The 16,833-nt window shown below is 35.9% G+C and carries 12 protein-coding genes and 1 pseudogene; 6 read left to right on the forward strand and 7 right to left on the reverse strand.

The features are described from left to right. The first annotated feature begins 4 nt into the window (after window positions 1-4). The 5 genes from AC0L3Q_RS21755 to AC0L3Q_RS21775 all read left to right on the forward strand — a co-directional run bounded on the left by AC0L3Q_RS21755 (window position 5) and on the right by AC0L3Q_RS21775 (window position 7,515). Entirely contained in the window at window positions 5-4,006 is a 4,002-nt protein-coding gene (locus tag AC0L3Q_RS21755; RefSeq protein ID WP_473282883.1) for a DUF6923 family protein, read from the forward strand. A gap of 175 nt (window positions 4,007-4,181) precedes the next feature. After that, window positions 4,182-5,441: an oligosaccharide flippase family protein gene (locus tag AC0L3Q_RS21760; protein WP_473282885.1), complete on the forward strand. Its 1,260-nt coding sequence runs from the start codon at window positions 4,182-4,184 to the stop codon at window positions 5,439-5,441. 101 nt (window positions 5,442-5,542) lie between these two features. Then, window positions 5,543-5,839 (forward strand): STAS domain-containing protein, encoded by a 297-nt coding sequence (locus tag AC0L3Q_RS21765; protein WP_473282887.1) that lies wholly within the window; start codon window positions 5,543-5,545, stop codon window positions 5,837-5,839. A gap of 26 nt (window positions 5,840-5,865) precedes the next feature. After that, on the forward strand, window positions 5,866-6,165 hold the full coding sequence (locus AC0L3Q_RS21770) for an STAS domain-containing protein (protein WP_473282888.1): 300 nt from the start codon (window positions 5,866-5,868) through the stop codon (window positions 6,163-6,165). Window positions 6,166-6,339: 174 nt separating this feature from the next. Beyond that, a complete protein-coding gene (locus tag AC0L3Q_RS21775) occupies window positions 6,340-7,515 on the forward strand; it encodes a glycosyltransferase (protein WP_473282890.1) in 1,176 nt (391 codons plus the stop codon). Here AC0L3Q_RS21775 and AC0L3Q_RS21780 read toward each other — a convergent pair. The 3 genes and pseudogenes from AC0L3Q_RS21780 to AC0L3Q_RS21790 all read right to left on the reverse strand — a co-directional run bounded on the left by AC0L3Q_RS21780 (window position 7,512) and on the right by AC0L3Q_RS21790 (window position 13,361). Beyond that, on the reverse strand, window positions 7,512-9,050 hold the full coding sequence (locus AC0L3Q_RS21780; RefSeq protein ID WP_473282891.1) for a glycoside hydrolase family 2 TIM barrel-domain containing protein: 1,539 nt from the start codon (window positions 9,048-9,050) through the stop codon (window positions 7,512-7,514). The two genes, AC0L3Q_RS21775 and AC0L3Q_RS21780, sit on opposite strands and share 4 nt — an antisense overlap. A 5-nt stretch (window positions 9,051-9,055) precedes the next feature. After that, entirely contained in the window at window positions 9,056-10,273 is a 1,218-nt protein-coding gene (locus AC0L3Q_RS21785) for a hypothetical protein (RefSeq protein WP_473282893.1), read from the reverse strand. Then, a pseudogene (locus tag AC0L3Q_RS21790) lies at window positions 10,273-13,361 on the reverse strand (hypothetical protein). The gene AC0L3Q_RS21785 and the pseudogene AC0L3Q_RS21790 overlap by 1 nt, the downstream one beginning before the upstream one ends. Window positions 13,362-13,532: 171 nt before the next feature. Here AC0L3Q_RS21790 and AC0L3Q_RS21795 point away from each other — a divergent pair. Then, on the forward strand, window positions 13,533-14,357 hold the full coding sequence (locus AC0L3Q_RS21795; protein ID WP_473282895.1) for a glycosyltransferase: 825 nt from the start codon (window positions 13,533-13,535) through the stop codon (window positions 14,355-14,357). Between the two features lie 55 nt (window positions 14,358-14,412). Here AC0L3Q_RS21795 and AC0L3Q_RS21800 read toward each other — a convergent pair whose 3' ends face one another. Genes AC0L3Q_RS21800 through AC0L3Q_RS21815 form a run of 4 tightly spaced genes read right to left on the reverse strand, consistent with a single transcriptional unit; the run spans window position 14,413 to window position 16,769 of the window. Further along, the gene (locus AC0L3Q_RS21800) at window positions 14,413-14,586 is read right to left on the reverse strand and encodes a hypothetical protein (RefSeq protein ID WP_473282897.1); all 174 of its coding nucleotides are present in this window, start codon (window positions 14,584-14,586) and stop codon (window positions 14,413-14,415) included. 34 nt (window positions 14,587-14,620) lie between these two features. After that, window positions 14,621-14,824 carry a hypothetical protein gene (locus AC0L3Q_RS21805; RefSeq protein WP_473282899.1) on the reverse strand — a complete coding sequence of 68 codons (204 nt, stop codon included), beginning with the start codon at window positions 14,822-14,824 and terminating at the stop codon, window positions 14,621-14,623. Window positions 14,825-14,851: 27 nt separating this feature from the next. Further along, on the reverse strand, window positions 14,852-15,031 hold the full coding sequence (locus tag AC0L3Q_RS21810; protein WP_473282901.1) for a class I lanthipeptide: 180 nt from the start codon (window positions 15,029-15,031) through the stop codon (window positions 14,852-14,854). Between the two features lie 43 nt (window positions 15,032-15,074). Beyond that, window positions 15,075-16,769, reverse strand: a complete 1,695-nt coding sequence (locus AC0L3Q_RS21815) for a helix-turn-helix domain-containing protein (RefSeq protein WP_473282903.1) — start codon at window positions 16,767-16,769, stop codon at window positions 15,075-15,077. Window positions 16,770-16,833: the final 64 nt, after the last annotated feature.

A 16,833-nucleotide genomic window follows, 5' to 3' on the forward strand; every position in this document is an offset into this window, starting at 1 on the left:
ACCTATGAAAAAAATAACTACTCTCTTTATATTGCTTTTTGCCCTAGCTCCACCAAGCTATGCACAGCAACCTTTTGATTGTAATGAAGGTAAGTTTTACCAGGTTATTTCTGGTGCTCTACGTTCTTACGATCCTATTACGGGGACCTATTCGGACCCTCTACATACCCATACCGCATACAATGCCGGTGGATATAACCCAATAGATAATTTCCTGTATGCGATTAGAAACAGCGATAAACACTTATTACGAATCGGAGAAGACTTTATTTTAGATTTAGGAGCTGTAGCTCCCAATGGAGCGATCCAATTTGGAGGAGGTTATGCTGCAGATGTTGATAGCGAAGGAAACCTATGGGTGTTTCAAAACTCATTAGACAGACGTTCTTTTCATAAGATTCTGAATCTTCAGGATTACGATGGAACTTCTTCCCCTGTTTTTGAAATTGTAGTTTCTGATCAAGCCTCACCACAAACCTGTGCAGATGTTGTATTCATAAATGGTAATCTATACGGAGGTAGTCGAGGTAATGTTTACAAATGGGACCTTACTACAGCGACACCAGCTTTTAGCAGTAAATCGGTAACTGATTTACCTAGTCATACTTTTGGTGCAGCTTATACCGATACTAGTAATCGTTTGTATGTATCGAGTAATCAAGGAGGATTGTATTTGGTAAATGACTATGAAAATCCAGCGCCTTATGCAACGCTATTAAATAATACTGAAGTCACCAATTCTAATGATGGTTTTAAATGTGCTATTGGTATTTCTCCGGTAGATGCCGATCAGGATGAAGTCTTAGATCCTTTTGATAAAGACACCGACGGTGATGGGATACCTGATCTTGTAGAAGGTGGAGGAATAGACCCTTATGGAGATGATGATGGCGATGGTACCTTTAACTATCTTGATCCTGATTTTGGTGCTACATGTAATAGTGGTGTATCTCTTGCTTTTGATACCGATAGAGATGGTGTACCTAATGTATTAGACCTAGATAGCGATAACGATGGTATTTTTGATATTGTTGAAGCAGGCTTAGGAAGCTACGATACCAACGGTGATGGGTATTTCAATTCTGAAGATGATAACTTTGTGGATTCTGATCTTGATGGAATTGCAGATATCGTTGATGTAGATCAGACCGGGGTTGCATTCTTCCCAGCAGATACTGATGGAGATTTAATCTACGATCCCTATGATATTGATGCCGATGGAGACGGAATTATAGATTTGATAGAAGGGCAAAACAGCGGTAGCTTTATAACATTATCTGGTAACGATACTGATAGAGATGGAATGGATGATGCCTTTGATCCCGACCAGGGAGGGACTCCACAAGGATATGTAAATACCGATGGTACCGACTCACCAGATTTTCTGGATACAGATTCTAATAACGACGGAAAGCTTGACCATGTAGATGCTTATGATACCAATGCCGATAATGTTGCTGATACTGTAGCTGCAGGAAGCGACTTTGATCAGGATGGACTTGATGATCATTTTGATGTAAAAGAAACCGTTTTTGATTCTGAAAACGGAAATCAAACACCAGCGAGCTTTCCTGTATTGAGTATAGGAGAACGCTATCAGTACCTTGGTACTTATACTGCAGAGGGTACTCCAAATTATCTGGATACCAACGAGACCTTATCTACAGATTATATCAATAGAATTGACAGTGCATTACCTGAGGGGAATTCTATACCCAATAACAATCCTAATTACATTTACTCTGGATATGACACAGATGTTATTTTGGAGAGTACGGCTAATATCAAAGTGACCTTCATCAACGAAAATACCACTTACAAAAACACCTTAGGATATTACACTTATAATATCAATAGTCCATTACAACAAACTCCTAGTCCAGAAGATATTACCTTGGTGTTCCCTAACGGATCTAAAACCGGAAGTGATGGTGGATTAGTTGCTGGTAATACGGTAGATCTAGGGAGTTTCCCTGCAGACACCGGTATTGGCTGGGTACTTCTAGTTGACGGATGGAATGGAACTACTGTGGATTCGGGATTGTGGCAAATTTATACTAACCCTGATTTTAATCCAGAGTGTGATGAAGCATTACGCCCCCACAATATTTTATTGGCAGACACTGCAAATCAGACGATTGTTCTTGGATTTGAAGATGCCAGAAGAGATTATCCATCTGCTGATCATGATTTTAATGATATGCTATTTCATATCAGTGCAGATCAATATTCATCTCTGAAGACCACTAATATCCCAGAGCTTACTGAAGAAGGCGTAGTGACCTCTGGAAACGATGGTGGATTAGAAAGTAATGGAGATCTGGCGAATTTGATTGCCAAAAGAAACTTTTTGAGAGCAAAAACAAACAAAGTATTCAATCAGAAGCGTTTACAGGAGAAGTTTTCGCCAGGGTCCAGAAAATATCGTACAAAAAATGGAACAGATCTTAGTGTTTACTTCCCTCCTACTGGTGCTGCTGGAATTGAAACTTCGTATGTTTCTAGCCCAGACGATTTAATCGGAATCACCAATGCGACTGCTGTTTTTTCTATTGACTATTACAACCAGGAAAATCGAGTTGGTGCTGCTCTGGCAATGACCACCAAAGGAGGAGTTTATGATCACTCAAAAACTATTTGTGATCGACTTAATGGTTCTATCATCGAAGATATCCGAACATTACGAGTAAGAAACTTCGATTTGGTAAACACCCGAATCAAAAGACCAGGAGGAGAAATCGAATATGCGCTACATTTTTCTGTGCGACTTGACGAATTTCAGAATGAATTGTATAGTTTATGGAATATTGAAGCCTATCCAGAAGGAGATTATTTGAATTTCCAGATCTGGGGAGGATCCATCCCTCAAGCCGTACATATAGCGAATACCATTATCGATCAGTTGGCTATAGAAAAATCATTAGGAAAAACATTTATTCCTAACAATATCCCAGAGATATTCATCCAAAAAGGATTTTATAGAAATGGACAATTGACACTGAGCATAGTGAATAAAGCACAAGCCAATCAAATTAATTTCAGAGGAAACAAAAGAGCGACTGAGCAAGATAATGAAGAATTAATTACTAAAAGTATTCCTTTATCTGGATCTTATTTTGAAACCATTAAAGTGGATACTGGTTACTTATTTGATATTGGTTTTGCCATTACAGGTGATGATCCAACAAAAGCAGATATCTTATATCTAGCCGATGGCCCTTGGGGTGTTGATTATCAAGAAGGAGGAGCAATAATTTCTGACTTCAACATTGTACAAAACAAAGCTTCAGAACAAGATACGGATGACTATCTGGTAGAAAGAGATGTAACAGTACAGGGGTCTGTAAAAGAAACGATGAATCTATTCAGAAATATCCTTGGTGGAGATCTTACCTTAGATGTTTCAGAATTTATTGGAGTTACTTTCGAATTACAAGCCAATACCGATGTCGAAGTCATTTTAGTCTCCAAAGACCTCATCGATTGGAATGATCGCTTACGTTACAAAATAAAAGCTAATGACTCACTGCAAACCTATACTATCGCATTTACAGATTTTGCCAATAAAGCAAAACAAAATATGACTATCAGTGATATCAGAAGTGTAGTATTTTCTATTCAGGGAGATTATAAGAACGCTTCTCCGTTTAAGATTGAAGTGAAAAACCTTGCTTTTACCAAGACACTTGGATCTGAAGATGAAGAAATCGTAACCGAAGAGGAAGACACCGAAAATGTGGCGCAAATCAGAACTTCGGTACGTAACTCCCCTAATCCATTTAGTAGTCAGACCACTATAGTGATGCCTACACCAAATGAAAAAATTACCATTTCGGTGGTCGATATGTTAGGAAGAATTGTACAGGAAGAAGAAATTACAAACGATGGTGCAATGTCTGACACCTTCCTATTTACAGCCAAAAATCTAACACAAGGCGTTTATAAATATATCATTAGAGGAGATAACTTTAAAGTAAGATACAAAGGAAGTTTCCTTATAAAATAATCAAAAGTATTTGTTTCAGGTTTGGGTAACATTGAAGCATCTTATTTAACTATAATTATTTGCTGTTGGCTGCTGTACTCTATGGGTAGAGTGCAGTAAGCTTAACAGGAAAAACACAAAACTTTAATTGTTTCCCCACTTAATTAATAGCGTATAAAGTACTATCTTTAAGAATATGATCACGAGCCTCAAGGTCTTAAAACAAATCTCTCCAGAACAGAAGTTCATGGCCAGCGTAATTATCGTTAATGGCGGGAACTATCTATATAATTTGTTGCTGGGAAGAATCTTGGGTCCGGAACAATTTGCAGATGCTGCATTATTAATTACCTTTTTGCTAGTACTTTCTTTTATTGCAATGACATTCCAATTGTCTACTGCAAAATTCTCGGTGTTATTTGAAAACTCCATTTTTAATAATTTTATCAATATCATTCATAAATATGCAGCGATAACTGGTATTGTATTTGGAGTTCTAATTATCATCTTTGCTGGCCAACTGCAGCAGTTGTTTAACACACAAACTTCCCTAATGTTTACCATCTTTGGTATAGGAGTACCCTTATACTTCGTGATGAGTGTAAACCGAGGTTTTTTTCAAGGGATTAAGAAATTTGACAAATTGGCCATCACTTATCAAGGAGAAATGATAAGCAGGCTCCTGCTAACCCTTGCATTGATATATACCGTAAATCTTCAATCCTCTATTCTGGTTTCCTTGGGTATTGCTTTATCTTTTGTATTTGGTTTAATCCCTTTCCATTCTGAAGGCGTACAACCTTTCAAAAAATATCAACTCCCCATTGCAGAGAACAAGTATATCCTTAAATTCTTTATCCTCACAGCATTTTATGAATTGAGTCAGATCATTATCAATAATAGTGATATCCTTTTGGTAAAGCATTATTTTGATACCTATAACGCAGGATTATATGCCTCATTGGCGTTGATTGGAAGGGTAGTATATTTTGTGGCCTGGATGTTTGTCATGCTGTTATTACCAAAGGTAGTACAGCGGCAAAAAGACGGCCTATCATCGGCTTCTATCCTTTTTAAATATGTCTTTTACATCACACTCTTATCAGCTGCTATAGTTATTGGCTGTTATCTTTTCCCAGAATTTGTAATCAATATTATGTTTGGGAAACAATATATAAGTATGGCTCCCCTACTCTGGAAATATGCTATTGCTACTTCACTCTTTGCAATATCAAACATATTTGCTTATTACTTTTTATCACTGGATCAATACATCCCTGTGATTATCTCTTCTTTACTTGGTATACTTCAAGTAGTGCTCATCATCTTATTTCACGATTCTTTATTACAAGTCGTCATCATGCAAATCGTTGCAATGGGCATACTGCTCATTTTCCAACTCTTGTTTTTTGCAGGTTATCAAAAAATAGCTGCAAAACACTTAACGAAAGGTTAGCACCTTTCATCGAAGGAAAAATTCTTCTCAGCGAAGGATGACCTGTATTACCAAAGAAAAAACAGAAATTAGAAATAAATAACCTTTAAAAATTAGAAGTTATGGCACTGAAAATAACCCAAAATCAAGGAATCTATCAAGTAAAAGGAAGTATTGTTGCAGAGAATGTAAACTCTCTAAGACGTCATTGCGAGCAATTGCTATTTAGTACCGAAAAAGTGATTCTCTGTCTAGATAAAGTAAAAAGAATAGATGCTTCTGGTGTTCATGTGCTCAACTCTTTGTTTAAAAATGCCATGAAAGAAAACAAAATATTCTACATCATCGGCAGACAGAACGAGCAGGTAAGAAATGCTTTTGGAAAAGTAAACTACATGCTTAAGAACGATTACCTATAAATCACTAACCCCAAAATCTAGAAATCATGAATTTACAAATTGTACAAAACGCCAGAAAATTTGAAGTTATTGGAGATTTCACATTAAATAATACCATACATGTAAAAGAACATTTTAATTATTTACTTGATCACTATGACGAAGTTGTGATGTCTTTAAAAAAAGTACAAAAAATTGATCATAAAGGTATACAGGTACTTAAAGATATTTATTCCAAAGCAAACCGAAGAAGTAAAGTATTATTTGTTTTTGGTAGAGATAACAATATTATTAGAAAGGCTTTCGAAAAAAATAAAGTAAATTATATTTTTAAGGAAAACTATTAATCGGTAAATAATCTATTCGTTACTGTTGTTTTTTTGAGATAGATCTTCTAAATTGTAAGTAATTAAAGACGTACCCCTATTCGTCCTAAAATCTTGAAATCAACTTACCCCTTCGTATTTCGGATAGATTTTAATTCGTCTTGGTCTATTTTTTTCCAATAAATTAAAACCTTTATGAAATTAGCTATTGTAACTGCTTATCCCCCAAGCAAGGTAACTTTAAACGAATACGCTTACCATTTAGTAAAACATTTTAGACAACAGGCAGATGTATCTGAGTTAATCATTTTAACCGACATTACCCCAGAAGAAGCTGATGTTAATTTTACAGAAGAAGGATGCAAGGTTACTGTAAAACAATGTTGGAAATTTAACAGCTATCGTAACATCTCTTCTGTGATGAAGGCTGTAAAACAGACCAAGCCCGATGCTATTTTGTTTAATCTTCAGTTTATGAAGTTTGGTGATAAAAAAGTGGCCGCAGCGCTAGGATTACTGCTACCTTTATTATGTAAAAGAAGAAAGATTCCAACCATTGTTCTGCTGCACAATATCATGGAGCAGGTGGATTTGAGCAGCGCTGGTTTCACAAAAAACAAGCTATTGCAGAAGATCTATAATTTTATAGGGACGACACTTACCCGATTCATACTACAAGCGGATTACGTAGCAGTAACCATCAGTAAGTATGTAGATATTCTGGAGGAGAAATATAAAGCAAAGAATATAGTGCTTATTCCGCATGGTACCTTTGAGTTGCCAGAAGAACCTTCGTACCATCTCCCCGATGGCCCTTTAAAAATAATGACCTTCGGGAAATTTGGCACCTATAAAAAAGTAGAAATACTCATTGAGGCCGTACAGAAAATTAGAGGTCGTACCTCTGAAAATCTAGAGGTGGTCATTGCGGGAACAGACAATCCAAATGTTCCTGGATACCTTGATACTATGAAGAAAAAATACCACGACATCCCGCAACTAACCTTTACAGGTTATGTTGAAGAAGAAGATGTTCCCAAAATTTTTACAGAGAGTGCAATGGTGATTTTTCCATACACCTCTACTACAGGTAGTTCTGGAGTATTGCATCAAGCAGGGAGCTACGGTAAAGCGGTAGTGATGCCTGATTTGGGAGACCTTTCTATTCTGGTTAAAGAAGAAGGATATCGAGGTGAATTTTTTGATCCCAAGAGTGTAGACAGCCTATCGGATGCCATCGAGAAAATCGTTAAAAGTCCCTCATATAGAAATGAACTTGGCAAAGCCAATTATGACGCTGCCACTGCATTCCCAATGAGTAGAATTACCGGGATGTATCTTGAGAAATTTACTGAGATCAGGCTTGCTTAATGCGAAATGTACTGAAAAGCTTCTTTTTTATTTCCAGAAGCATCGATAAACCCAAAGTGTTTTTGTTTGTGTTTACGCCAGGGTAATCTTCCAACAACGCTACTGGGAACATTCTGAAAATCATACAAAGTCCATGAGAGATAGTGAATATTCTTTTTCTTGATTATCCCTTGAAAGGTTTTATGGTAATCAGCTTGATTTCTCTCTGAAGATCCAAACGGACTCCATAAACCTCTGTTAGAGGACAAACCGAATTCCTGCAATACCAACGGTTTATCTACCTTAACATCCAAAAATGAAAAATCATTATCGAAATCATCGATGTCTTTGTAATAATGAAAAGATACTATATCTACTTCTTCATTTAATAAGGTAGCCGACTCCATATCAGACCACCCAATAGTCACCAAATGATTAGGATCGTGTTCTTTGATTTGATGGATCATTTCTTTTAACCACCCTGTAACATTCTCCTTTCCTCTGCTTTCAAAATCCAGATTGGGTTCATTTTTTACATCCCATGCCAATATAGCTTTATGATCTTTAAAACGACCAACGATTTGCTCGGCATGTCTATGAGTGAGCGTCCAATCTAACACCGAATAGTCTCCATAAAAATCAAAAAGAGTAGCCACCACCATCAGCCCTTTGGTTTGAGCCATGTTAAGTACCTTTTCTAACTTCTCTAGTTTTTCGGTATCCAATTGTTCTTTCCCAAATTCTTGATAGGGAATAAAGATTCGTATGGTATTCAACCCGGCTTCCTTAAGAATATCAAAGTCCTTGCCTATGACTTCGATATCAAAATCATCTCCAAACATATCCCAAGGAGTTTTCTGCGGGTAGTAATTGATTCCTTTCATCTGATATTCCTGATCATCCACATAAATCTTATACCGAATCACCTTTGCAAAACCATTCGAAGATTGTTGGTTTTCCTGATGATTACTTTTTTCTTTTACCATATGCCGTATTCTCCAATAGCCATCTTCTAACAACAATAAAACCTTGTAATTGGATATCTCTTTAGCTTGAAATAGTAATTGATTTTCTTGATATATATGTTGATATTCTTCTACCCCAGAATCACTAATTACTGCCAGCTGTCCATCTGCACTATAAAAATCCAGTGAGAGATTGTGTGTTATCGTTGTACCATGAATAGAAATCTGATTGGATTGATTGGCCTCTATCATACTCACAATATTCTGCATTGCACTTGTGGTATAATAATCATCGATAGCTTTTAACTCGTTATTTTGATAGGCCACATTACGTACATACCAGGCATTCAGATAGTCAGTTTGTATGTCATTCATGGTTTGCTTTTCAATAGGCCTTCCTGGATTGATCGTATCTTTCCAAACCAATTTTGGCAGATACACCTTTTCTTTATTCAATGCGACATGTAACATTGATGAACGATCAGCACCTGTATTGAGATAAGCAAGGGTTTGGCTGATTATAAAAAGAATAGCAATCACTACTCCCAAAAAGGAAATAATAACAAAGCTTCGGTATAAATTTCTATTCATTTTTATCATTGCAATGTCACATTTTTAAAAGTTTTTGTTACCCCAAGCGAGCTGATATCAAAATTATAGTCCCCAGGAGGGTAAAATCCTTCGGCAAGTATAAATCTAACTTCTCCCTCGAACGAGGTTTTCACTTTGGTTTCAATACGTTTATTATCCTGATAAATCTCCAATTTCACCAAGGCTCCATCAGGAATAAGTTGTTCCATAAAACTACGAAGAGGCCCTACCACAATTTCTCTATTGCCCGCATCAAAATTGACTTCAAAATCTTCTAGCACTGCATCAAAAACAACGCTTATCGTATTACTTTTTGCAATCCCGTCTACAAAAGCTTGTATTTGCCAGGTATCCTTATAGCTTGGATGCAATACTTTTCCTAGTGCTATACCATTTACTGTAGTGCCTTGCGCTTTCAAAAGTGTCCCTCCCTGATTTTTGATCACAAAGTTTACCATAGTACCATCGGCTACGATATTGTCAAACTCATCTCTTACTATGCCAGTTCTGAAGGTAATTATCTGATTTCCGTCTGCATACTTATGCTCTCGAAAACTATTGATCACAAAATCTTCGGGTAAGGCAGGGAATATTTCAACAGAAAATTCTTTTGAATCCGTTCCTCCAATTTGTGAAGAAACCAATAGTTTCCCCTTTTTTTCGTAAGCAAATATATTTCTCCAACCGATCAGATCTTTTGTGAGTTCTTCATACGCTTTCTCTGTCCCCAAAAACTGATGCTTAAATATTACTTTCGTGCTATCTGGAAGAGGATTATCGTATCGATCCGTTGGTGCAATTACATGCATGGTATAATCCCTATCGCCGGCTACAATACTTGGCGGGCCGATATAGGTTTCAAGTTCCACCAACGTATCTAAATTTGTACCTATCGAAAGGTGTCCCTTATATACACATTTTGTATTCTGTATCAGAAAATAATCTAACCTTCCTCTTTTCCTGGCCAAATACTCTGGGATGGTGAACTGTCCAGAAGAAGATGATAATAGTGTACTTCCGTAAGAGTTTTTCAAGAACAACTGAAACGTTAGGGTAGTATCGTATGCAAAATCCAGTACAATTTTTTCTCCGGCCTGGTATTTCTTTTGTGTTGTTTTAAGGGTTACCGATATCGGTTTTTCAACTTGTACGATGAGTGCAAATGAAATGCTAAACAACAGGCTAACACCCAGCAAAATGATATGTTGTATTCGTATTCTCATCAATTAGAAGCCCCTACATAATTATTAATTTCAATTTTAATATAGTTGAACCCTTTTCCAGGCACTGGTAGTAACTGTGATTGCATATATTCTGGCTTTCTATTGGGAACCATTTTATCGCTGATTTCTTCGTTGGATAACCCATTCACTAAAACGTTTTCCATACGCTCATCCACTCTTTCTATTTTGGTAAGATCCAGAAAATCAAACTCAAAATATAATTTTCTTTGAGGTCGAATCCCTTCTGGTAGATACTTTTGAGCAACCCATATCAATTTCTTGTTTTCATCATAGTATGAAATGATCAACTGGGGAATGGTTACCTCTTGTAACCCAGAATTAAACAACACTCCATCGACTCCATTCTTTCGAATCGAAATATCATTAACTACAACCCCTTTATAAAGATCAACGGTAGCTACATTTCCAGCGCATTGCAAGTTGAACTTTGTTGGCAGTCCATCCAAATTAGCAGCAGTAAACTGATCAGGATCAAAAGTTGTAGGTTTATTATCCTCAAGGCTTCTCCAGGCAACCCCTTCAAAATCCATTCTGAAACTCGTGGTTTCTTTTGGCATTAATTTATGTTTCATTTGATGCTTTACATTATACGTCGCCAATTCTCGGTCATTTTGAGCATACAACGTACCAGTGACCACCACATCACTGGGAACATTGTCAACATTTTGCAATTCCCCTATGATGTAATATTGATCTTCATTTTTTACTATTCCTGCATTCAAAACTTCTAGCACCGGCTGTTTTAAAACATCTTCATGATGCGTTTGTTCAGAAGTGATCCTTCTACGTCCGTGATTGTAATAGGAAACCACATTTTCTGAAAACAACTGATCAGGAGGAATATCCAAATCATAATCCAAAGGCAGCACATACCATTTCCCTCCTTTTTTCAATATTTCATGGTAAAAGGTTTTCTCTATTTTCTCTAGTGGAGTAATCCAATTACCCTTTACTTTTGCTTTTGCCGAAGAGTCAGTTTGCGTTGTAATGGTAACTGCAAGTTCATCTAATTTTGCATACGAGCTCAATAAACCATCGGTCACGGAGACCTCGAGCATAAATTGATCTAATGATTTATTGCTTTTGGGATGTAAGTAAGAATATGCTCTTTTAAATTCTTTAAAATCCAATGCATCATAATACGCTTTGATTACATTTTTTGGTCTAATTTGAGTAGCATTTTTTATATAAACGAAATAAACCCCAATAGCAAATACAATACACATAAGTATGGCCCACAGATACGAAATTCGAAATACGCTTTTTCTAAAAGAAGTATACTCAACTCCAAACTTAAAATATACCGGAAATGCCTTATACTTTGTTTTTAGTCCATGAATCCAGATAAACTGAATATTGATTACAAATGCCATGATGACCGTTAGTATAGGAATTAAACCCCACATTAATTTCTGAAATAGTGGTATAGTATCCTTCGGCAATACATTGGATAATGGAGGGACATTTAGTTTTTCCCACACCATTATACCATTTTCTAATTGTCGTAAACGTTGCCAGCCACAGAAATATAAAATTGGATCGTAAAACTTATCATTAGAAAACACATACTTCAAGTTGTATTTTTCTGGCACAGTCAAAAACTGCTGTAATGATCCTATTCCTTCTACACCTCTAAATTTTGAATTCTCGAGACGTTCTACAGCTCTTGTTGTTAACTCCGGCAATCTCCTGGCCGAGTGATAATTACCATCTACGGTCATTGCATCAGTCTGAGCAGAAAGCCACGCCATTTGATCTCCAAAACCAAGGGGTAAAAATCGCCAATGATCGTGCTGATCCTGTTTTAAAAAGTTAAGGATGGGTAGCATTTTGATCTGGGCAGGTTGTAATGGTCTGAAATACCCTAAACAAATAGTAAAAAACGTCATTAAGATCAACATCCCTCCAACTAATCCTACAAGTACTCTATGCAGTACACCTCCATATTTTTCCTTTATTTTTTTCTCAGGTCACCCTCTATAAAACGATAGATAAACTCTCCAAACATAGGCAGTGCCATGAGAGATGCCCAAAGTGTAAAACGATCCAGGGTCAAAATGTTAAATGCATTATCTCCCAGAATCATCTTAGGAATTGGAGTTGTCCCTCCTGTACCTAGTATGCTAAGTAAGGTAAATGACAATCCAAAAAACAAATATCGTTTGCTAAAAAAACGATACCAGAAATAAGGCATAAAAAACAGTAAAATTCCCCAGGGAATTAAAAAAAACACCAACCCAGACGAAGTGACCTCCAAAAAATTATCGCGAGAACCGTGAGGTATGGGTACCTGTGTAATAGGGTTATTTTTGGTGTTGATCCAATAAGGGAGTATGCAGGTAATAATCAATAGCAATGACCCAAATCCAAAACCTACAATTCGTTTTAGCAATGCAAAAAAAGTCTGAATGAAATGTTTTAAGCGTACTTCTTTATAGGAGTTTACTTTTTCTCGAGCACCATCCATTATTATCATTCCAATCAAAGGAAAGATAAAAAATACCATTCCAAATATAGGAGTTACATGATGTGAGGTAACAGTCACCGCAATCAAACTCAATGCATTGACCAGGTACTTGTACTTTCCTACCTTGATCCATAAATAAATTTCTGGTAGCGCATGCATCAATACCGAGATCCCAATAATACTGGGTAATTGCCCAAAAACATGCAAGGTTTCTATAAAAACAGAAGCAAAAACCGCTAATACCGCCGTATACCCTGCAACGGTTCGATTAGATGTCAATAATAATGCATATCGATATACCCCAGTGATAAAAAGTATAATGGCGATTAAAGCCACAGAAAACAATCCAAATTTTAATCCCCCGATATAAGACAGTAATCCAATGCTTTGATGTACTAACGGAGGGTATCCCATTACGGTAAATCCGGTATACCAACTATAACTCCAAGGTTCGAACCAGCTAGTTGCATAGTGATTTCCGAAAAACAAATGGATTAAGGCATCATACGTATACTCTAAAGTGAAGAAAATAGCAGTACCATGAAAGATTACTCCGATTAATAAAGCAATAATCAAATACTTGTTCGTGGATAAATTCATATGACTCGCCGTAGTTTCTGTTTAAATATACAACAAAGGTTTCGGATTCGACGAATAACCCATCTTTCGATAAAAACCTTTCGTCGACAGCAATTCTCCAGTGAACGAAATAAGGGGATTTTGGGCATTATTCCAGAGTACATTCGAGGTATAACCCAAAAAATTACCCCTATGAAAACCGGAATAATCGTGCCTTGCTATAATGAAGAAAACAGACTAAATGTATCTGCATTCAGAAATTTTATCAATAGAGAAAACCAATATCATCTTTGCTTTGTCAATGATGGGAGTAAGGATAATACTATTGTACTTTTAAAAGATATACAAGCATCTAACCCATCCAAGGTAAGTGTGATTGATATCAAAAAGAATTTAGGAAAAGCCGCTGCAGTGAGAGCGGGTGCAAGATATCTTCACAGTAGAGGAGACATCGGGTACGTAGGATTTATAGATGCTGATCTATCTACAGATTTCGACGATTTTGATGATCTTTTAAAAACACTAAAAACCAACAGAAAATTAAGTATGGTCTTTGGTTCTCGAGCTAAAAATGCTTCAGCAGGAATCCAAAAAGATAGCTTCAGGGCGGTATTTTCAAAAATCATAAAAATGTTGGTATTCTTTATATTAAGATTACCCATAGAGGATACGCAATGCGGAGCTAAAGTTTTTAGGGCAGAATTGATACCAATTTTGTTTAAAAGAAACTTCTTTAGCAGATGGTTATTTGATATCGAAATGTTTTTAAGAATGAAAAAATACTATGGCAAAGCCACTATACTTAAAAAAATATATGAACAACCACTACAACGATGGGTGCACATGGAAGATTCTAAATTGGGAATCAAGGATTCTTTAGAAATCCCTTATCGTCTGTTATCCATCTGGTTTAATTATAACGTTTTGCAAAACCTAAAATACGCAAGTACAGAAAATACATTAGAACCTACTGTAGAAATATTTGGTGTGCCTATGCAGACTTCCCTATCCCTATAATTTGTATTTACTAAACCCGAATTTAAAGATTCGGGTTTAGGTATTACAGATTCGTTTACATTTCAATAGGAACAGTTTTGGTCATTTTAGTAAGACACTTGATATTTAGTGTCTCGGGAACTGTTGTAGTAGGATCAATACCTCCTTTTATTCCTTCTAGTTTATCCAATCTAACGATATTAATCTTTTCTAATCTAAGTTTTTTGAGATTTGATTTGTGTGTTTTCATAGTACTTATTTTTAAGAGTATAAGATGAGTGCAACTAAATAATTCCTTCGGTTTCTATTACAATGGTTTTACAATCAAGAAATGTTTTTGTTTCTGAAATAAAATCGCAATCGGCTTCGCATTGGCTAACAGTAACAATTACTGATCCTTGTCCGATCAAGTGTTGTTGTTTATTTGTTAAACGAGCAACGTTAATCTTATCCAGAGTGATGGCTTTTAAGTTTTTTTTACTTTTCATATCCTATTTTTGAAAAAAGGTTATCAACTATCCGTTACCATCGGTTTCTATAACCACAGTTTTTGTGATATCAAAGCAATCAAGACCGCATATAGTAAGTGTAATAATTGGGCATCCTTGTCCAATTACATATTGTTCCTTGCCCGTTAATTGTACAACTGTGGTTTTATCCAGTTTCAGTTTTCGCAATGACTTTTTGGATTTCATAGTTTGTTAATTTATGTTACTGTTTTTCTAAAAACATCAGAGTTTAAGCGTTCAATTTTTTAATAAAATACGAAGGGTAGATCCCGGTCTTTTTATGAAACGCAGTAGAAAAAGACTGTGCTTTCTTAAACCCCATTTCCAAGGCAATGGCTTCTACCGTATAGGATCGTAGTGCCTTATTTTTGGTCAATTGATCAATAGCAAAATCGATCCTTAAGTTATTCATATAATTCGCAAAATTTACATGCTTATAGGTATTGATAATCTTAGAAAGATACGTACTATTAGTATCTAGCTCTTTTGCTAGTTCATTTAAAGTATATTGTTTTTCTGAAAACCTGGCAGCTTTTTCGAACTCTTCGAGTTTGTGTAAAACACCACTTACAATATCTTCTGGCACATCGATTTCGGTCTTATTTTTCGCCTGAATCGCTTCTTTAGAAGTAACCATAGTCCGTTCTTTATTTTTTTGATGCTCAAGCACTTCCAAAAAACGTTTTTTGTTGGTATGGCTTCTCCAAAATCCATATATCGCAATCAAAGTAATACATACCAAGAACAAAATAAGAATAACTATGGTTTCTTGTTTTAGAAACTTATCTTCTTCTAACTTTTTGATGAGTTTTTCTTTTTCTGAAATCAATTCGACCACATCATACTTCTCGTTGATATTTTTAGTAAGGTATAATTGATTGCCATGCAAAATACTATCAAACTTTAATAAGGTATTGATATGTTCTATCTGTGTATCTATTTTCCCTTCGGATTTGTAATGCGAAATCAAATAATCATAGGTATCCATAAGTTCGGGGATGACATCCTCTGTTGCTTTTAATACACTATCTACTTTTTCGAAATATTGAATACTGCGCTTTGTATCCTTTTTTACCAAGTAGCATTTTGCGAGATAATAATACGGAATTGATGATCGTGTATTCAATTGATCAATTTCCAAAAGTTTTTGTTCTCCTTTTTTGAGATGATCAATAGCATTTTCAATATCCCCAGACAAATAGTCGTATACTCCAGAATATACGATCATTAACGAGTGCATTCCATCGTCATTGGTTTTCAAGGTTTCCTTAATTCCTTTATCCAAATATACCTTTGCAGAATCTAACTGATCACTATAGATATAAGAGTCTACCATAGCAAACAAAATACGGTTGTATACACTTGGTTTCTTATATTTTGGATGGGTATCCAAAAACAACAAGTGGTCCTTAAATATTTGCTGTGCTTCTAAACGTTCTCCTGCCGTATTTTTGAGCAATCCGATATTGAACCGCAGATTAAAATACAATAACTCATTCCCATTTTCTTTTGCAGTTACTGATCCTTTCAAATAATTATCCAACGCTTTTTTGTAATCTCCTAATTCGTATCCCAAATTACCTTTAATCATATATCCGAAGGCCGGATATCTCGTAGATGGATTACTTTTGGTAAGGTCTATTATGCTATCCGCATACGCTTCCTTTTGATCAGGGAAAGATTTTGATAAAAAATATAACCCATCCGCAATTTTTACAGTGTCCTTGTTTTTTTGTGCTAGTTGTAATGCTTTACGGATAACTGACAACTTTAAACTATCCGTTTTCTGATCCATAATCTCTTGCCTTAGCATGTTGTAATGATCGACATTATCTGCCTCCTTATTTCCTTGCTGACCATATATACAGATTGCAAAAAAACAAAACAATACTACTTGTGCGAGAGAGGAGGGTATTTTTATCATGTAAAGGATCTTATACCTTATTAATCATACATTACTGACGAAGGTATAAATTTTATATCACCTA

Source organism: Aquimarina sp. KJ22-3 (assembly GCF_055808215.1).